This is a genomic window from Microbacterium sp. AG238 (assembly GCF_003610405.1).
Lineage (GTDB): Bacteria > Actinomycetota > Actinomycetes > Actinomycetales > Microbacteriaceae > Microbacterium.
Genome location: NZ_RAQC01000001.1, coordinates 101429 through 116300, shown reverse-complemented (window position 1 = coordinate 116300; position 14872 = coordinate 101429). Strand labels below are relative to the sequence as shown.

Here is a 14872-nt window from a genome sequence, read left to right as displayed (position 1 = left end):
CTCATGTGAACGCTGGCATACGGCGGCGCGTACGCTCGTCATTGTGACCGGACCCGCACCCGATGAGGGCGTCGAGATGCCCCAGCTGCCTCTGTTGGACGCCGCCGCCGCGAGCGCGCAGATCGAGCTCCGCCCGACCTGGCGCGGCTGGATCCACGCGGCGACCTTCCCCGTGGCGATTGCCGCCGGCATCGTCCTGATCGTGCTCGCGCACGGAGCGCCGGCGAAGTGGGCGAGCGCCGTGTTCATGACGACCTCGCTGCTGCTGTTCGGAAACTCCGCGCTCTATCACCGCTTCGACTGGAAGCCGCGCACCAAGGCGATCCTCAAACGCATCGACCATGCGAACATCCTTCTGCTGATCGCCGGCACCTACACGCCGCTGGCCGTGCTGGCCCTCCCGACCGACCAGACGGTGCTGCTGCTGTCGTTGGTGTGGGGTGGTGCGATCGCAGGGATCTTCTTCCGCGTGTTCTGGATACACGCGCCGCGCTGGCTCTACGTCGCGCTCTACCTCGCGTTGGGCTGGGGTGCGGTGATGTACATCGTCCCGCTCTTCGAGGCCAACGCCGCCATGATGGTGCTCGTGATCGTCGGCGGGTTGCTCTACAGCGGTGGAGCCGTGGTCTACGCGATCAAGAAGCCGAACCCGTGGCCCGGGCACTTCGGGTTCCACGAGATCTTCCACGTGTGCACGGTCCTGGCGTTCCTCTGCCACTGGACGGCGTGCCTGCTCATCGCGCTCGAGCCCGCGTACCACGCCGGCTGACGCGCCCGGCGGGCGGTCAGCGCGTGTCGGCGTCCCGCTCGCCGCGTGCGGCGGCGTCCTCCTCGTCGAGCTGCTCGCGCACCTCGGCTCGGTAGCGCCCGCGACGCACACGCCGCAGCATGTCGAGCAACAGGAGCACGACGGCGATCGTCAGGATCACGATCGCTCCGAAGCCCCACGGTCCGGGGGTGACCGACGTGGGGTCGACCGTGATCTCGGGAATCGGTGTCGCCGCCGATATGAGCCACAGTTGGGAGTTCATGGTTCCTCGATCTGCGCGAGAAGCGCTTAGCCTGGAAACACCAGCCTAATCCCGTCAGAACCGCCTCGGAGACCGCCACGATGACCACACAGCTCAAGCTCGACCAGCGATACGGTCGGACGCGCGACAAGCGCTCGCGCCGCATCCTGATCGCCGTCGCGAGCGTGCTGGGTGCGGGTGTTCTCGGACTCGTGGCGTGGACTACCGTGACCGGGGCGATCAACTCCGTCGACACCGACGCGACCGGATTCCAGGTGATCGACGAACACTCCGTCGTCGTCTCGTTCCAGGTCAGCGGGGCTCGAGACAAACCGCTCGCCTGCGCCCTCGAGGCGCAGGACACCGAGCACGGCGTGGTCGGATGGCGCGTCGTGGAGTACCCGGCTGCAGACGGCGTCTCTCGGGCGTTCACCGAGACGATTCCGACCGTCGCCCTCGCGACGAATGGTTTGGTGACCTCTTGCTGGATCCCGTAGTCTAGGTCTTTCTTGTGCGCCCCGGTCGGATGCCGGGGCGTTCGCCATAGGCGGCTGTGTGCCGCGCCAGTGCAAGGAGATCACATGTCGAACGACGCTCCCGTCACCTTCCTCACGCAGGACGCCTACGACCGTCTCGTCGCGGAGCTCGAACACCTCTCGACGACGGGGCGCGAGGAGATCGCCAAGCGCATCGAGGCCGCGCGCGAGGAAGGCGACCTGAAGGAGAACGGCGGCTACCACGCCGCGAAGGACGAGCAGGGAAAGCAGGAAGCGCGCATCCGCACCCTCCAGCAGCTACTCAAGGACGCCACCGTCGGCGAGGCTCCCGAGTCCGACGGCACGGTGCTCTCGGGCACCGTCGTCACGGCGCTCGTCGCGGGCGGCGAAGAGGTCTTCCTGCTCGGCAGCCGCGAGATCGCGGCTGGTTCCGAGCTCGACGTCTACAGCGAGGCCTCACCCCTCGGCGAGGCGATCCTCGGCCTCAAGGAGGGCGAGAAGACCTCGTACACCGCCCCGAACGGCCGCGAGATCTCGGTCGAGATCGTCAAGGTCGAGACCTACTCGGGACAGTGACCCGCGCGCTTCGCGCCGGCGCTCGTCAATCGGAGACGACCGTCGGCGCGAAGCCGGCATCCTCGAGGACCGCGATGACCTGAGCGCGGTGCTCCTCGCCTCGCGTCTCGACGCTCAGCTGAAGGATGACCTCGCTGATCTGCAGTCCCTGCCCATGGCGCGTGTGCAGCACCTCGATCACGTTGGCACCCGCCACCGACAGCAGCTCCGAGACTCTCGCCAGCTGACCGGGGCGGTCGGGCAGGGGGATCTGCAGCGTCATGTAGCGACCGGATGCCGCGAGCCCGTGCGCCACGACGCGCTGGAGCAGCAACGGGTCGATGTTCCCGCCCGAGAGGACGGCGACCGTCGGTCCCGATGCCGTGATCTTGCCGGCGAGGATGGCGGCGACACCGACGGCACCCGCCGGCTCGACGACCTGCTTAGCACGCTCGAGAAGCACCAGGAGCGCCCGGGCGATGTCGTCGTCCGAGACGGTGACGACCTCATCGACGAGCTCGCGGATGACGGCGAACGTCTCGTCGCCCGGGCGCGCGACCGCGATGCCGTCGGCGATCGTCGGGGTCGTCTCGACGGCCAGCGGCATCCCCGCGGCGAGCGATGACGGGTAGGCGGCGGCGTTCTCCGCCTGCACCCCGATCACGCGCACGCGCCGCCCCTCGGCCGCAGCGCGCCCCTTCACGGCTGCAGCGACACCGGCGATGAGCCCGCCTCCCCCGATCGGGATGAGGAGCGTCTCGATGTCGGGCACCTGATCGACGAGCTCGAGACCCAGGGTTCCTTGGCCCGTGATGACATCGGGGTGGTCGAACGGGTGGATGAGCACCGCACCGGTGCGTTCGGCGAACTCCGCCGCGAGCCTCAGCGGCGTCTCGACGGTCGCGCCTTCGAGCACGACGTCGGCGCCGTACCCGCGGGTGGCCAGGAGTTTGGGCACGGGCACACCCAACGGCATGAAGATCGTCGCCCGGATGCCGAGCTTCTGCGCCGCGAGCGCGACGCCCTGGGCGTGGTTGCCCGCCGAGGCCGCGACGACGCCGCGGGCGCGCTCCTCCTCGGTGAGGCGCGAGAGGCGGTAGGTCGCGCCGCGGATCTTGAACGACCCGGTGCGCTGCAGGTTCTCGAGCTTCAGATACACCGGCACGCCGAGAAGATCCGAGAGGTGCTCGGAATACTCCATGGGGGTGCGGGTGACGACGCCGTCGAGCACCGCCGCGGCTGCGTCGAGATCGGCCGGAGTGGGTCCGGTCATGCGTTCTTCCTCCGGTCTCGGGGCACGGTGCTCCAGATCATCTCATCGGGCCGCGGCGCGACCCCTGTCTCCCACGATCGTCGCGATATGTAGAGCACGACGACGTTGACGAAGGCGGCAAGGGGTACCGCGAACAACGCACCGGGGATGCCTGCGATCATTGCTCCGCCGGCGACGACGATGACGACGGCGAGCGGGTGGACCTTGACGGCAGAGCCCATGAGCAGTGGCTGCAGGATGTGCCCCTCGAGCTGCTGCACGCCGAGCACGATCACGAGCATCCACAGGGCGATCCAGGGGCCGTTGTAGACGAGCGCCAGGAAGACCGCGAGAGCACCGGTGACGACGGCTCCGACGAAGGGGATGAACGCACCGAGGAAGACCAGCACCGCGATGGGGGCGGCGAGGGGCACCCCCAGGAGCAGCGCACCCAGGCCGATGCCGGTCGCGTCGATCGTCGCGACGAGGAGCTGGGTTCGGGCATAGGTCACGACGGTGCGCCAGCCCGTCCGGCCCGCGCCGTCGACCGCGGGCCGCGCCTGACGCGGGAACAGACGCACCACCCAGCGCCAGATGCGGCCCCCGTCGGCGAGGATGCACAGCAGGATGAAGAGGACGAGCAGAGCGCCCGTCGCGACATGACCCACGGTCGATCCGATCGCCAGAGCCCCGGACCACAGCAGCGAGGCCTGCTGCTCGACGAACCCCCAGCCCTGCTGGAGCAGGTCATCGATCTGCGCTGATGTGAGGTGGAGCGGGCCGTCGATGAGGTACTGCCGCAGCTGGCCGACGGCGTCGACCGTCCGCCCCTGGACCGACGGCCACTGCCGGCTGATCTGCCAGATGGCGAGCCAGAGCAGGCCCGAGATGACGGCGATCGTCGCGAGCACGCTCAGCACGATCGCCGCCCAGCGCGGCACGCGGTGCTCGAGCATCCAGAGGAGGCCCGGCCAGAGCAGCGCAGCCAGCAGGATCGCGATGAGCAGCGGGATGACCAGGAGTTTCAGCTGGATGATGATCCAGATCGCCACGCCCGCCGCCGCCGCGACCACGAGCAGCCGCCACGAGTATGCCGTGGCCAGGCGCAGGCCGCGCGGAATGCTCGGCGACGTCTCGGTGGCAACGGTCCGGGTGCGCAGGGCGTCGAAGAACGATCGCCCGACCTTGTCGTCGCTCATCCCGTCAGTCTAGGACTCCGACGCGTATCCGCCCGACCGTCGGCGGCGGTCTCAGAGCGGGTGCTCAGAACTGCACGCGCGGCGGCTCGGCGATCGCCGCGCCGTTCTCGACCTCGAAGAACTCGCGCTCGGTGAACCCGAGGCTGCGAGCGAACAGGTTGTTGGGGAACACCTTGATCTTCGTGTTCAGTTCACGCACGCCGCCGTTGTAGAAGCGGCGCGACGCCTGGATCTTGTCTTCGGTGTCGACGAGCGCCTGCTGCAGCTGCAGGAAGTTCTGGCTCGCCTGCAGTTGGGGATATGCCTCCGCCACGGCGAAGAGCGACTTCAGTGCCTGCTGGACGTGTCCCTCGGCCACACCCGCTTCTGCGGGACCGCTCGCAGAGAGAATCTCGGCGCGGGCGCGGGTGACGTTCTCGAAGACCGCCTTCTCGTGTGCGGCATATCCGCGAACCGTGTCGATGAGGTTGGGAAGAAGGTCGGCCCGACGCTTCAGCTGCACCGTGATGTCGCTCCACGCCTCGTCGACGCGGACGTTGAGCGCTACGAGCGAGTTGTACGTCGCCCACAGGTAGATGCCGACGACAGCGAGCAACGCGACGACGACGATGACCGGGATCAGCCACTCCATTGCATGTCCCCTCTCTCCGGGTCCAGTCTAACCAGCACTCGTCCGGCGCCATCGGCCGCGCCCGCGAACTCGCAGGTCTTACCCACCCCCGACGAGCCGGGAGAGCATCTCGGCCAGCTGAGCCTGTTCCCGGGATGAGAGCGGATCGAGCACCGCCCGCTCGGTGTCGAGGTGGTCCGGGAGCACGCGGTCGACGATACGCCGGCCCTCCTCGGTCAGCCGCACGATCTTTCCCCGCCCGTCAGCCGGATCGGGGTGGCGGCTGACGTACCCCAGCGCCTCGAGGCGGTTGAGTCGCTGGGCGACGGCGCTCGAGGTGATCATCGCATCGGCCGCGAGCCCGGCCGGCGTCAGCTCGTACGGCTCCCCCTGTCGGGTGAGTGTGGCGAGGACGTCGAAGGTGGCCGCGTCGATGCCGTGGCTCGCGAAGGTCGCGGCGAGGCGGGCATCAACGGATGCCGCTGCCCGTCCGAGCCGTCCGATCACAGCCATCGGGGTGACGTCGAGCCCGGGCTTCTCTCTCGCCCACTGCTCCAAGATCCGGTCGACATGGTCCATGCCCGCGATCCTAGTCGCTAAGCACTGAGCTATTATGCCTAAGTGCTTAGCAATCGGACCGCGCTCCTCGTCATGACCGCCCTCGCGCCCGTCGTCTGGGGCACCACCTACCTCACCACCACAACGTTCCTCCCGCCCGGGCATCCGCTGCTGATCGCGACGGTGCGCGCGCTGCCGGCAGGATTCATCCTGCTCCTCGTGGCACGGCGACTCCCGACCGGATCGTGGTGGTGGCGCTCGTGGGCCCTGGGCGCTCTGAACTTCACGGTGTTCTTCGGCTGCCTCTTCATCGCCGCCGATCGACTCCCGGGCGGGGTCGCCGCGGTGGTCGGCGGCATCCAGCCCCTCATCGTCGCCGTGCTCGGTTGGCGGATCCTGTCCGAGCGGCTCACCGTCGTCACGATCATCGCCGGAACGGCCGGGGTCATCGGGGTCGGACTCATCGTCGCGCCCGGCGACGCCGCGCTCGACCCCGTCGGCGTCGCCGCCGCCCTCAGCGGCGCCGTGTCGATGGCCGTCGGAACGGTGCTGACCAAGCGGTGGGGCGCCGGTCAGCCCCCGCTTGCGGTGACGGCGTGGCAGCTCCTCGCCGGCGGCATCCTTCTCGCCGCGCTCACGGCAGTCGTCGAGCCGCCGCCCGACGCGCTTCCCACGGCGCCGCAACTCGGCGCGTACGCATACCTGACGCTCGTCGGCACAGCGCTCGCGTATGTGCTCTGGTTCCGCGGCGTGCGGTCGCTCCCGACGCACCTGCCCGCCTTCGTCGGGCTGCTGAGCCCCGTCGTGGCCGTGGTGCTGGGCCTGGTCGTCGCCGGTGAGACGCTGAGCGCTCTTCAAGCCGTCGGGCTGGTGACAGTGCTCGCGTCGGTGACCGCCGCGGTGGCTCAACCGCGGACGAGAGCGTCGAACGTACCCCCGGTGGGACTCGAACCCACACTGAAGCGATTTTAAGTCGCCTGCCTCTGCCATTGGGCTACGGGGGCCCGGTCCCACGTTACCGGGCTTCCACCGGGCGGCTTGATTGGCAGTAACCGCCCACGCGCGACCCGCGAAGGGGCGCGACCTGCCAACCCAACCCGCAGCAGCACCCACGCAACCCACTCACCTGGCAGTAACCGCCCACGCGCGACCCGCGAAGCGGCACAACCTGCCCACCCAACCCGCAGCAGCACCCACGCAACCCACTCACCTGGCAGTACCCGCCCACGCGCGACCCGTGAAGGGGCACAACCTGCCAACCCAACCCGCAGCAGCCCCCACGCAACCCACTCACCTGGCAGTAACCGCCCACGCGCGACCCGCGAAGCGGCACAACCTGCCAACCCAACCCGCAGCAGCACCCACGCAACCCACTCACCTGGCAGTACCCGCCCACGCGCGACCCGTGAAGGGGCGCGACCTGCCAACCCAACCCGCAGCAGCCCCCACGCGAGACCGGGGAACGACGAGGCCCCCGTCACCGAGCGGTGCGGGGGCCTCGGGGTGCACGAGCCTCAGCTCGCGTTGACCTTGTTGTCCTTCTCGGCGGGGGCGACCGCTGCGGCGCCCTCGTCCTTCGCGACGCTCTTCGGGTCGATCGGCGGCTGCGGGTTCTCCGCGGCGGGCTGCGCGGGACGCGGACGCGCGGCGAACTCCTCGAACGCAGCACGCGGCGTGAGCGTTCCCTGCAGAGCGACGTTGTCGCGGCCGAGCCAGAAGTTCATCCACCAGTCGCCCACGACGCGCCACTTGCGCTCCCACGACGGCATCGCGAGACCGTGGTAGCCGCGGTGCGCGACCCAGGCGAAGAAGCCCTTGATCGCGATCTTGCCGGACTGGAAGACACCGTTGCCGAGGCCGAGGCCGGCGACCGCACCGAGGTTCTTGTGGAAGTACTCGCGCGGCGTCTCGCCCCGGAGCACGGCGACGAGGTTCTTCGCCAGCAGCTTGGCCTGACGCACGGCGTGCTGCGCGTTGGGCACGCAGTAGCCGCCCACGCCGCCGCCGGTCAGGTCGGGAACGGCCGAGATGTCACCGGCAGCCCAGGCGCCCTCGACGATCTCCTCGGGCGTGCCGACACGCAGATCGGCGCGGGTGCGGATGCGGCCGCGCTCCTCGACGGGCAGGTCGCTGCCGCGAACGACCGTCGGGTTCGCCATGACGCCGGCGGTCCAGATGATGACGTCGGTGGGGATGACCTCACCCGTCGACAGTGCAACGTTGCCGCCCTCGGCGCCCTGCACCTGCGTGTCGAGGTGCACGTTGGCACCCTTCTTCGCGAGGTCCTTCAGCACCCACTGGCTCGTCTCGAGCGAGACCTCGGGCATGATGCGTCCCATGGCCTCGATGAGGTGGAAGTGCGTGTCCTCGAAGCGCAGCTGCGGGTAGCTCTTCAGGAGCGACGACGCCATCGCGCGCAGCTCTGCGAACACCTCGATGCCCGCGAAGCCGCCACCGACGACGACGACGGTCAGCAGACGGTCGCGCTCGGGGCCGGCAGGCAGGTTCGCCGCACGGTCGAAGTTGGTGAGGATGCGGTCGCGGATCGCCATCGCCTCTTCGACCGTCTTCAGACCGATCGCGTTGTCAGCGATGCCCGGGATCGGGAAGGTGCGCGAGACGGCACCGGCGGTCACGACGATCTGGTCGTAGCGGTGCTCCCACGGCTCCCCCTGCTCGGGCGTGATCGTCGCGACCTTGTTGGCGTGGTCGATCTTCGTGACCTTCGCGTTGACGACGTTCGTCCGCTTGAGGTGACGGCGAAGACCGACGACGACGTGGCGGCCCTCGATCTCACCGGCCGCGACCTCGGGGAGGAACGGCTGGTAGGTCATGTAGGGCAGCGGGTCGACGATGGTGACCTCGGCCTCACCCTTGCGGAGGTGCTTCTCGAGCTTCCACGCGGTGTAGAAGCCGGCGTAGCCGCCACCGACGACGAGGATCTGGGGTACAGATGTGGACACGTTCGGAAGAACTCCTTGATCGGGGGCTCGGCTAGCGCGACGCGCGGGCCGATCGGATGCGCCGGACAGCAGCAGTGACGCCGAGCGCCACCAGTATAGCGGCCATGGTCACACCCAAGAGCGGGACGGTCCCGTACAGGAGCGTTTTCATGCTCGGCAGAAGCGGCGACCCGGCCTCGGACGGAGGGTCCGCGGCCGGCAGCTCCGGCAGCGCGACGGGCGAGGTCGTGGGCTGAGGCGCGGGCGCCTGCTCCGCCCGGCGGTAGATGCGCACCCATTCCGCGAGATCGCCCATCGGGTTCTCCGACACCGCCGGAACGGCCGCACTCACCGCAGCCGCGGCATCCAGCAGTCCGTAGCCGTAAAGCGGATCGGGCTTCGCCGAGACGCCGGGGACCGCGCGCGCGGTCTTGATGATGCGGTTGATGACGTTGTTCGCGTCGAGCCCGGGATGTGCCGAGCGCACCAGCGCGGCCACGCCCGCGACGATCGGGGCCGCGCCGCTGGTGCCGTCCCACACCACGATGCGGCCGTCGGCCGAGACGCCGAGCAGGCCCTCGCTCGGCGCCGAGATGCCGATCGTGATGCCCTGCGTCGACGCCTCCTGGCTCGCGACTCCCCCACGATCGACGCCGCCGACGGTGAGGACGCCGGGGATCGTGGCCGGCGCGCCGACGCGATCGGTTCCCGTCCCCCGGTTCCCGGCGGCGACGACGACCACCACGTCATGGTCGTAGGCGTACTGGAAGGCCGTGTCCCACGACGGGTCCCACTCGAGGAGATTCGTCGTGAACGACAGGTTGATGACGTCGGCGCCCTGATCGACGGCCCACGTCATCGCGTCGGCGACCTGCGTCGCGAACGGGATGTCGGACGTGCCGCCGAAGCCGATGGACAGCGACAGCAGCCTCGCCTCCGGCGCGACGCCGATCATGCCGGTGTCGGGTCCGGTGCCGCGGGATGCCGCGAGCGAGGCGACCCAGCTGCCGTGATCGCGGTCATCGCCGCCGACGGGCGTACGTCCGTCGGCGCTTCCTGAGCCCGAGAAGTCTGCGCCCGCGCTGACCGCGCCCTCGAACTCGGCCGGACCGCGACCGATGCCCGTGTCGATCACCGCGATCGTCGTACCGGCCCCGCGCGTGGTCTGCCACGCCGTGCGGACCCCGTAGTCATCGAGCCAGTACTCCGCCTGGCGCGCGGGATCGGGCGGGGGCACCACTGCACCGGCCGTCGTCGCGCTGACGACGAGCACGCCGACGACGGCCGCGCGCAGGAGCCGCCCGACGCGCCGCGTCACGCGGCCACCCGCGGGGTGGCGCATGTGCATCGCTCGGGCGACCAGGTCGATCGCTCGAGCGCGAGATCGCCGATGGGGTTGACCCCGGGTCCGGCCGCGAGTGCGTGCGCCGCGACGGCGTGCAGGCACTTCACACGCGTGGGCATGCCTCCGGCCGAGATGCCCGCGATCTCCTCGACCTCTCCGTAGGCTGCCCGGTCGGCGAGGTAGCTCTCGTGGGCGCGCCGATACGCCTCTGCTACCTCGGCGTCCTCAGCCAGGAGGTCGGACAGGTCACGCATGACATGGGTCGCCTCGAGCGCCGACATGGCGGCGGTGGCACCCGGATGCGTGAGGTAATAGAAGGTCGGGAAAGGCGTGCCGTCGGGCAGCCGCGGTTCCGTCGAGACGACCGTCGGGTTGCCGCACACGCAGCGCGCCGCGATACCCACGACTCCCCGCATCGGACGCCCCAGCTGCTCGCGCATGACCTCGAGGTCGGCGTCGGTCGCGGGTGTCAGGGCCGTAGCAGTCACCCAGACAGGCTACCGTCCGCTGCTGGCCGACTCCTGGGGCCCGGGGGGGCGCGGCGGTCAGGGACCGGTCGCGGCCGTGCGCGCCGATCCGCTCGTCACGACGGATCGCACGAACTGCGACATCCAGTCGGTGCGCGTGCGCTCCACGTCGCTCGAAACAGCAGCCGGGTCGTCGGGCACCGCGGAGGCGGGGAGGTCGTCGTCGATGAGGTAGACGACCTCACCGGGACGGACGTAGTACAGGCGCTCACGCGCCTGGGTCATGATGAAAGCCGGGTCGCGCCACTGCTCGCGTTCGGCAGCGAGGGCGTCGACCTCGTCCTGGCCGACACGGACGGACTCTTCGAGTGCCGCGATCTGCGCGCGCTGGTCGAGATAGGTGCTCACGGAAGGCACGAGCACGCATGCGGCCAGCACGACGAGGCCGAGCATGATGAAGGCGAAGCCCGACACGCGGATGCCCCCCATCCACTCCCGGACGTCGACCCGCCGCCGGGCACGAGAAGAGGGAGCCGTCGTCTTGACCACGGCTCCCCCTCTCGTCACGTTTCAGCGCAGGTCAGCCCTGGAATCGCGGGAACGCAGCACGGCCGATGAACTCCGCGGCGTCACCCAGCTCCTCCTCGATGCGCAGAAGCTGATTGTACTTCGCCACGCGCTCCGAGCGCGCGGGCGCGCCGCTCTTGATCTGGCCGGCGTTGACAGCCACGGCCAGGTCGGCGATGGTCGTGTCCTCGGTCTCACCCGAGCGGTGCGAGAGCATCGTCGTGTATCCGGCGCGGTGTGCGACCGCGATCGCGTCGAGCGTCTCGGACAGCGTGCCGATCTGGTTGACCTTCACCAGCAGCGAGTTCGCGGCCTTGCGGCGGATGCCGTCGGCCAGGCGTGCCGGGTTGGTGACGAACAGGTCGTCGCCGACGAGCTGGACCTTGTCGCCCAGCTTCTCGGTGAGGGCGGTCCAGTTGTCCCAGTCGTCCTCGGCCAGCGCGTCCTCGATCGTGACGATCGGGAAGTCGTTGACGAGCTGCACGTAGTACTCGGTCAGCTGCTCGGCGTTCCAGTCCTTGTTGTCGAGGCGGTAGACGCCGTCCGTGAAGAACTCCGTCGCCGCGACATCGAGACCGAGGGCGATCTCGGAGCCGGGCTTGAAGCCGGCCTTCTCGATCGCCTTGACGAGGAACTCGAGCCCCTCGCGGTTGCTCGGCAGGTCGGGGGCGAAGCCGCCCTCGTCGCCCAGTCCGGTCGCGTAGCCCGCGGCCTTCAGCTCGCCCTTGAGGACGTGGTAGACCTCGGTGCCCCAGCGCAGCGACTCGCTGAAGCTCTCGGCGCCGATCGGCGCGAGGAAGAACTCCTGCATGTCGATGCCGTTGTCCGCGTGCTCGCCGCCGTTGATGACGTTGAACAGCGGAACGGGCAGGACGTGCGCGTTCGGTCCGCCGAGGTAGCGGAACAGCGGCAGGTCGGCCGAGTCGGCCGCGGCCTTGGCGACGGCGAGCGAGACGCCGAGGATGGCGTTCGCGCCCGTGCGCGACTTGTTCTCGGTGCCATCGGTCTCGATGAGGATCTCGTCGATGATGCGCTGCTCGCTCGCATCGACGCCTTCGATGGCCGGGCCGAGCTCGTCGATGACCGCGGTGACGGCCTTGAGCACGCCCTTGCCGCCGTAACGGCTCTTGTCGCCGTCGCGGAGCTCGTACGCTTCGAACGCGCCGGTGGACGCGCCGGAGGGGACGGCCGCGCGCTGGACGATGCCGTCGTCGAGGAGCACCTCCACTTCAACGGTCGGGTTGCCACGCGAATCCAGAATCTCGCGTGCGCCTACAGCCTCGATCAGTGCCACAGGGGTACTCCTTGCTTGTGGAGGGTGAGTCGTGGAGCGTCGTCGGTCCACTCTTGAGTCTAGTGATGACCGTGGCCGCCGCCACCGGGTCTGCCGGGACTATGACGCGGGATCCACCCGCAGGGCGAGAGCGAGCCCGTCCCAGCCCTTGAGGTCGAGCGTCTGCAGCGCGGTCGCGTCGAAGCGCCGGTCACGCGCGAGCATCTCGAGTGCGCGGCGCGTGCCTGCCACCTGCTCGTCCTCCGTCGCGGGATCGCTCACCCGCCCCGCGCGCACGACGTTGTCGACCACGACGATCGCGCCGGGTCGGGTCAGCCTCGCCGCGTGGTCGAGGTAGATCGTGTTCGATTCCTTGTCGGCGTCGATGAAGACGAGGTCGAACTCCTCATCGACATCCGGGAGGACGTCGGCGCCACGACCGACCCGCACCTCGACGCGGTCGTCGACGCCGGCCCGCGCGATGCTGGCGCGGGCGACGTCAGCGTTGCGCGCCTCGGCCTCGATGCTGAGCAGCCGTCCGTCGGCGGGGAGCGCGCGCGCCATCGCGATGGTCGAGAAGCCGCCGAGCGTACCGATCTCGAGAACCCGGCGGACGCCCCCGATCCTGATCAGCAGCTGAAGCAGCTTGGCGCTGAGCGGAGAGACCTCGATCGCGGGCAGCCCCGCCGCACGCTGGTCGGCGAGGGCGGCCTCGAGTGCCGGATCCGGTGTCACGAGAGTCGCCGTGAGATACGCGTCGGTGCGCCTCCAGCTGTCGGGAGTGGGGTCGGTCGTCATGCCTTCAGCCAACCGCACGACGTCGGTGCGCGCCAGCATCCGCGCCGCTCTCGTCTCAGCGAACGCCGCAGACACGGCCGGAAGCAGAGCATCGGCGGTGCGCCGGTAACCCAGTGCGCTCGGGTGGAACCGATCGAGCGCGAACATCTCGTCGGGGTTGTCGACGAACACCGGGCCCACGGCGCGGCGGAGCGAGACGACACGCGCACCTGCGGCACCCGCGGCCCTCCCCTGCGCCTCCGCGAGCGCTCGCGATGCCCGCGAGGCGAAGCTCCGCAACGGCTGCGGGACGGGGCGCAGGGCGCCGAGGTCCGGACAGGTCCCGACCACGACGGCGCATCCGCGCGCTCGCAGCGCATCGACCGCGTCGGCGAGACTGCGTGCGGCCTCGCCGGGAGGAATCCGATGCGTGACATCGTTGCCGCCGACGACGATGACCGCGACGTCCGCAGACGCGTCGTCTCCGAGCGCGGCGATCTGATCGCCGAGCGTCGACGACTCCGCTCCGACGACGGCGCCGGTCCGCAGCCGCACCGGGCGATGCGTCCGCTTCGCGAGACCGCGTGCGAGCCGCCCGCCGAGCGTGTCCTTGCGGCGGTCGGCCCCGAGCCCCGCCGCCAGCGAGTCGCCGAGCATGACGAGACGCACCGGCTCACCCGCATAGGAGCGCCGCCAGAGGCGATCGGCGTCGAGCGCGAGCTCACCGAGCGGTTTACCGATGCGTTCGCGGGCGAGTGCGGCCTGTCGGGTCAGCACGAGGCGCGAAGCGAGCACGACCGCCCCGGCCGAGATGACCGCGCCGCCGACGGCGGCCCCGATGCGCGCCGCTGGTGTGGTCATGACGCCAGCACAACACCATCGGGTGAACGGCCGCAGAAGACGATCCGACGAACAGCCCAACGGCGTCGGCGTGCGGTCAGTCCGGCTCAGGTGCGAGACCGAGATCGCGCACGAGGTAGATCCACGGGAACGCGCGGCAACCGACCTCCCAACCGTCCTGGAGCTCGCGCTCCAACGAGACCCGCCACAGGATGCGGCGATGCTCCCACTGGGTCTCGGTCCGGCGCATCCGGTGCGCGAGCATCCCCGCCCCGACGGTCCGCCAGCCCTGCCGACCCGCCGCCTCGAGTTCGGGCAGCTCGTCGAACGCGGTGACAGGTCCGAGCCACCGTTCCTCCGTCGATTCCTCCACCGCCAGCGGCTCCGCTCCGAAGCGTTGCTGCGCGGCCTGGCGGGACATCCCCAGCTCCGCGCCGATGCGAGACCAGCTCGCGCCCGCGGCGCGGGCGGCGACGACTGATCGGTGCAGAAGCGAGCGCGCCGCGCGCTCGGCTGCGGCGCTGGCGGCGATGACTCTCACGTGGCCCTCGACGTCGATGCCGGCCGCTTCCTCGACCTGGGCGGCGTCGAGGACGACGCGACCGATGGCGTCGCCGATGATCTCGAGGGCGACGGGTGCGCCGCCGGTCGTGAGGGCGTCGTCACCCGTGGATCGATGCGTGGTCACACCGATCCGTTCGTCCGGGCGGGGAGCCACGTCGGCGTGTGACCGGCGCGGCTCATGCCCGTGACCAGACCCCAGAGGTATGCAGCGAGGACGATGGCGGCGATGCCCGCGCCGAGCGCGAACCCGCCCCAGAACCCCGACCAGTCGAACCCGATGGCGGCGAGAGAGAGCACGGCTCCGGCGACGGCGGATACGGCTGCCACCCACCGGATCCGGGTGACGTGATGACGCGGGTTTGGCTTGTCCATGCGTCAACCCTAGATTGACACGCGGCCTGTCGTCAACACACAGT

General features: G+C 69.9%; 17 protein-coding genes, 1 tRNA gene and 1 pseudogene. 4 read left to right on the top strand and 15 right to left on the bottom strand.

Annotated features, from left to right (window positions below; translation table 11 throughout):
• The first annotated feature begins 76 nt into the window (after nt 1–76).
• Complete coding sequence (locus DEU36_RS00480) at nt 77–769, top strand: hemolysin III family protein (protein ID WP_120264280.1); 693 nt, start codon at nt 77–79, stop codon at nt 767–769.
• Between the two features lie 16 nt (nt 770–785).
• Here DEU36_RS00480 and DEU36_RS00475 read toward each other — a convergent pair whose 3' ends face one another.
• Nucleotides 786–1031 carry a hypothetical protein gene (locus tag DEU36_RS00475; RefSeq protein ID WP_120262444.1) on the bottom strand — a complete coding sequence of 82 codons (246 nt, stop codon included), beginning with the start codon at nt 1029–1031 and terminating at the stop codon, nt 786–788.
• A gap of 80 nt (nt 1032–1111) precedes the next feature.
• Between DEU36_RS00475 and DEU36_RS00470 the strand changes: the two genes are divergently transcribed.
• Nucleotides 1112–1507 (top strand): DUF4307 domain-containing protein, encoded by a 396-nt coding sequence (locus tag DEU36_RS00470; protein WP_120262443.1) that lies wholly within the window; start codon nt 1112–1114, stop codon nt 1505–1507.
• A gap of 84 nt (nt 1508–1591) precedes the next feature.
• Complete coding sequence (greA, locus tag DEU36_RS00465; protein WP_120262442.1) at nt 1592–2083, top strand: transcription elongation factor GreA; 492 nt, start codon at nt 1592–1594, stop codon at nt 2081–2083.
• A gap of 25 nt (nt 2084–2108) precedes the next feature.
• On the opposite strand, the gene ilvA is transcribed toward greA, so the two are convergent.
• The 4 genes from ilvA to DEU36_RS00445 form a co-directional block, all read right to left on the bottom strand.
• Nucleotides 2109–3335 (bottom strand): threonine ammonia-lyase, encoded by a 1227-nt coding sequence (ilvA, locus tag DEU36_RS00460; protein ID WP_120262441.1) that lies wholly within the window; start codon nt 3333–3335, stop codon nt 2109–2111.
• The gene (locus tag DEU36_RS00455) at nt 3332–4513 is read right to left on the bottom strand and encodes an AI-2E family transporter (protein ID WP_120262440.1); all 1182 of its coding nucleotides are present in this window, start codon (nt 4511–4513) and stop codon (nt 3332–3334) included. The genes ilvA and DEU36_RS00455 overlap by 4 nt, the downstream gene beginning before the upstream one ends.
• Before the next feature lie 64 nt (nt 4514–4577).
• Nucleotides 4578–5144, bottom strand: a complete 567-nt coding sequence (locus tag DEU36_RS00450; RefSeq protein ID WP_120262439.1) for a LemA family protein — start codon at nt 5142–5144, stop codon at nt 4578–4580.
• Nucleotides 5145–5222: 78 nt separating this feature from the next.
• On the bottom strand, nt 5223–5702 hold the full coding sequence (locus tag DEU36_RS00445) for a MarR family winged helix-turn-helix transcriptional regulator (RefSeq protein ID WP_120262438.1): 480 nt from the start codon (nt 5700–5702) through the stop codon (nt 5223–5225).
• A gap of 72 nt (nt 5703–5774) precedes the next feature.
• On the opposite strand from DEU36_RS00445, the gene DEU36_RS00440 reads away from it, so the two are divergent.
• Nucleotides 5775–6653 (top strand): EamA family transporter, encoded by an 879-nt coding sequence (locus DEU36_RS00440; protein WP_120264279.1) that lies wholly within the window; start codon nt 5775–5777, stop codon nt 6651–6653.
• On the opposite strand, the gene DEU36_RS00435 is transcribed toward DEU36_RS00440, so the two are convergent.
• The 10 genes and pseudogenes from DEU36_RS00435 to DEU36_RS00390 form a co-directional block, all read right to left on the bottom strand.
• Nucleotides 6613–6685: transfer RNA gene (locus DEU36_RS00435), tRNA-Leu, on the bottom strand. The genes DEU36_RS00440 and DEU36_RS00435 overlap by 41 nt on opposite strands.
• A gap of 510 nt (nt 6686–7195) precedes the next feature.
• A complete protein-coding gene (locus DEU36_RS00430) occupies nt 7196–8644 on the bottom strand; it encodes an NAD(P)/FAD-dependent oxidoreductase (RefSeq protein ID WP_120262437.1) in 1449 nt (482 codons plus the stop codon).
• 31 nt (nt 8645–8675) lie between these two features.
• Complete coding sequence (locus tag DEU36_RS00425) at nt 8676–9971, bottom strand: S8 family serine peptidase (RefSeq protein ID WP_396652140.1); 1296 nt, start codon at nt 9969–9971, stop codon at nt 8676–8678.
• A complete protein-coding gene (locus DEU36_RS00420; protein ID WP_120264278.1) occupies nt 9938–10408 on the bottom strand; it encodes a DUF501 domain-containing protein in 471 nt (156 codons plus the stop codon). Before DEU36_RS00420 ends, DEU36_RS00425 begins: the two co-directional genes overlap by 34 nt.
• A 105-nt stretch (nt 10409–10513) precedes the next feature.
• Nucleotides 10514–10984 carry a septum formation initiator family protein gene (locus tag DEU36_RS00415; RefSeq protein ID WP_259455157.1) on the bottom strand — a complete coding sequence of 157 codons (471 nt, stop codon included), beginning with the start codon at nt 10982–10984 and terminating at the stop codon, nt 10514–10516.
• 31 nt (nt 10985–11015) lie between these two features.
• The gene (gene eno, locus DEU36_RS00410) at nt 11016–12296 is read right to left on the bottom strand and encodes a phosphopyruvate hydratase (RefSeq protein ID WP_120262435.1); all 1281 of its coding nucleotides are present in this window, start codon (nt 12294–12296) and stop codon (nt 11016–11018) included.
• Nucleotides 12297–12395: 99 nt separating this feature from the next.
• Nucleotides 12396–13073, bottom strand: coding sequence for an O-methyltransferase (locus DEU36_RS00405; protein ID WP_120264276.1), 678 nt, complete (start codon nt 13071–13073; stop codon nt 12396–12398).
• Between the two features lie 96 nt (nt 13074–13169).
• A pseudogene (locus tag DEU36_RS00400) lies at nt 13170–13709 on the bottom strand (SGNH/GDSL hydrolase family protein); the annotation flags it as partial.
• Nucleotides 13710–13989: 280 nt separating this feature from the next.
• Nucleotides 13990–14580, bottom strand: a complete 591-nt coding sequence (locus tag DEU36_RS00395; protein ID WP_259455156.1) for a hypothetical protein — start codon at nt 14578–14580, stop codon at nt 13990–13992.
• Nucleotides 14577–14828 (bottom strand): hypothetical protein, encoded by a 252-nt coding sequence (locus DEU36_RS00390; protein WP_147374344.1) that lies wholly within the window; start codon nt 14826–14828, stop codon nt 14577–14579. The genes DEU36_RS00395 and DEU36_RS00390 overlap by 4 nt, the downstream gene beginning before the upstream one ends.
• Between the last annotated feature and the right edge of the window lie 44 nt (nt 14829–14872).

What these genes read in the sequence shown, in the direction of transcription:
- DEU36_RS00480 (WP_120264280.1), top strand. Translation starts at nt 77, where the DNA reads ATGCCCCAGCTGCCTCTGTTGGACGCCGCCGCCGCGAGCGCGCAGATC.
- DEU36_RS00475 (WP_120262444.1), bottom strand. Translation starts at nt 1,031, where the DNA reads ATGAACTCCCAACTGTGGCTCATATCGGCGGCGACACCGATTCCCGAG.
- DEU36_RS00470 (WP_120262443.1), top strand. Translation starts at nt 1,112, where the DNA reads ATGACCACACAGCTCAAGCTCGACCAGCGATACGGTCGGACGCGCGAC.
- greA (WP_120262442.1), top strand. Translation starts at nt 1,592, where the DNA reads ATGTCGAACGACGCTCCCGTCACCTTCCTCACGCAGGACGCCTACGAC.
- ilvA (WP_120262441.1), bottom strand. Translation starts at nt 3,335, where the DNA reads ATGACCGGACCCACTCCGGCCGATCTCGACGCAGCCGCGGCGGTGCTC.
- DEU36_RS00455 (WP_120262440.1), bottom strand. Translation starts at nt 4,513, where the DNA reads ATGAGCGACGACAAGGTCGGGCGATCGTTCTTCGACGCCCTGCGCACC.
- DEU36_RS00450 (WP_120262439.1), bottom strand. Translation starts at nt 5,144, where the DNA reads ATGGAGTGGCTGATCCCGGTCATCGTCGTCGTCGCGTTGCTCGCTGTC.
- DEU36_RS00445 (WP_120262438.1), bottom strand. Translation starts at nt 5,702, where the DNA reads ATGGACCATGTCGACCGGATCTTGGAGCAGTGGGCGAGAGAGAAGCCC.
- DEU36_RS00440 (WP_120264279.1), top strand. Translation starts at nt 5,775, where the DNA reads ATGACCGCCCTCGCGCCCGTCGTCTGGGGCACCACCTACCTCACCACC.
- DEU36_RS00425 (WP_396652140.1), bottom strand. Translation starts at nt 9,971, where the DNA reads ATGCACATGCGCCACCCCGCGGGTGGCCGCGTGACGCGGCGCGTCGGG.
- DEU36_RS00420 (WP_120264278.1), bottom strand. Translation starts at nt 10,408, where the DNA reads ATGCGCGAGCAGCTGGGGCGTCCGATGCGGGGAGTCGTGGGTATCGCG.
- DEU36_RS00405 (WP_120264276.1), bottom strand. Translation starts at nt 13,073, where the DNA reads ATGACGACCGACCCCACTCCCGACAGCTGGAGGCGCACCGACGCGTAT.
- DEU36_RS00390 (WP_147374344.1), bottom strand. Translation starts at nt 14,828, where the DNA reads ATGGACAAGCCAAACCCGCGTCATCACGTCACCCGGATCCGGTGGGTG.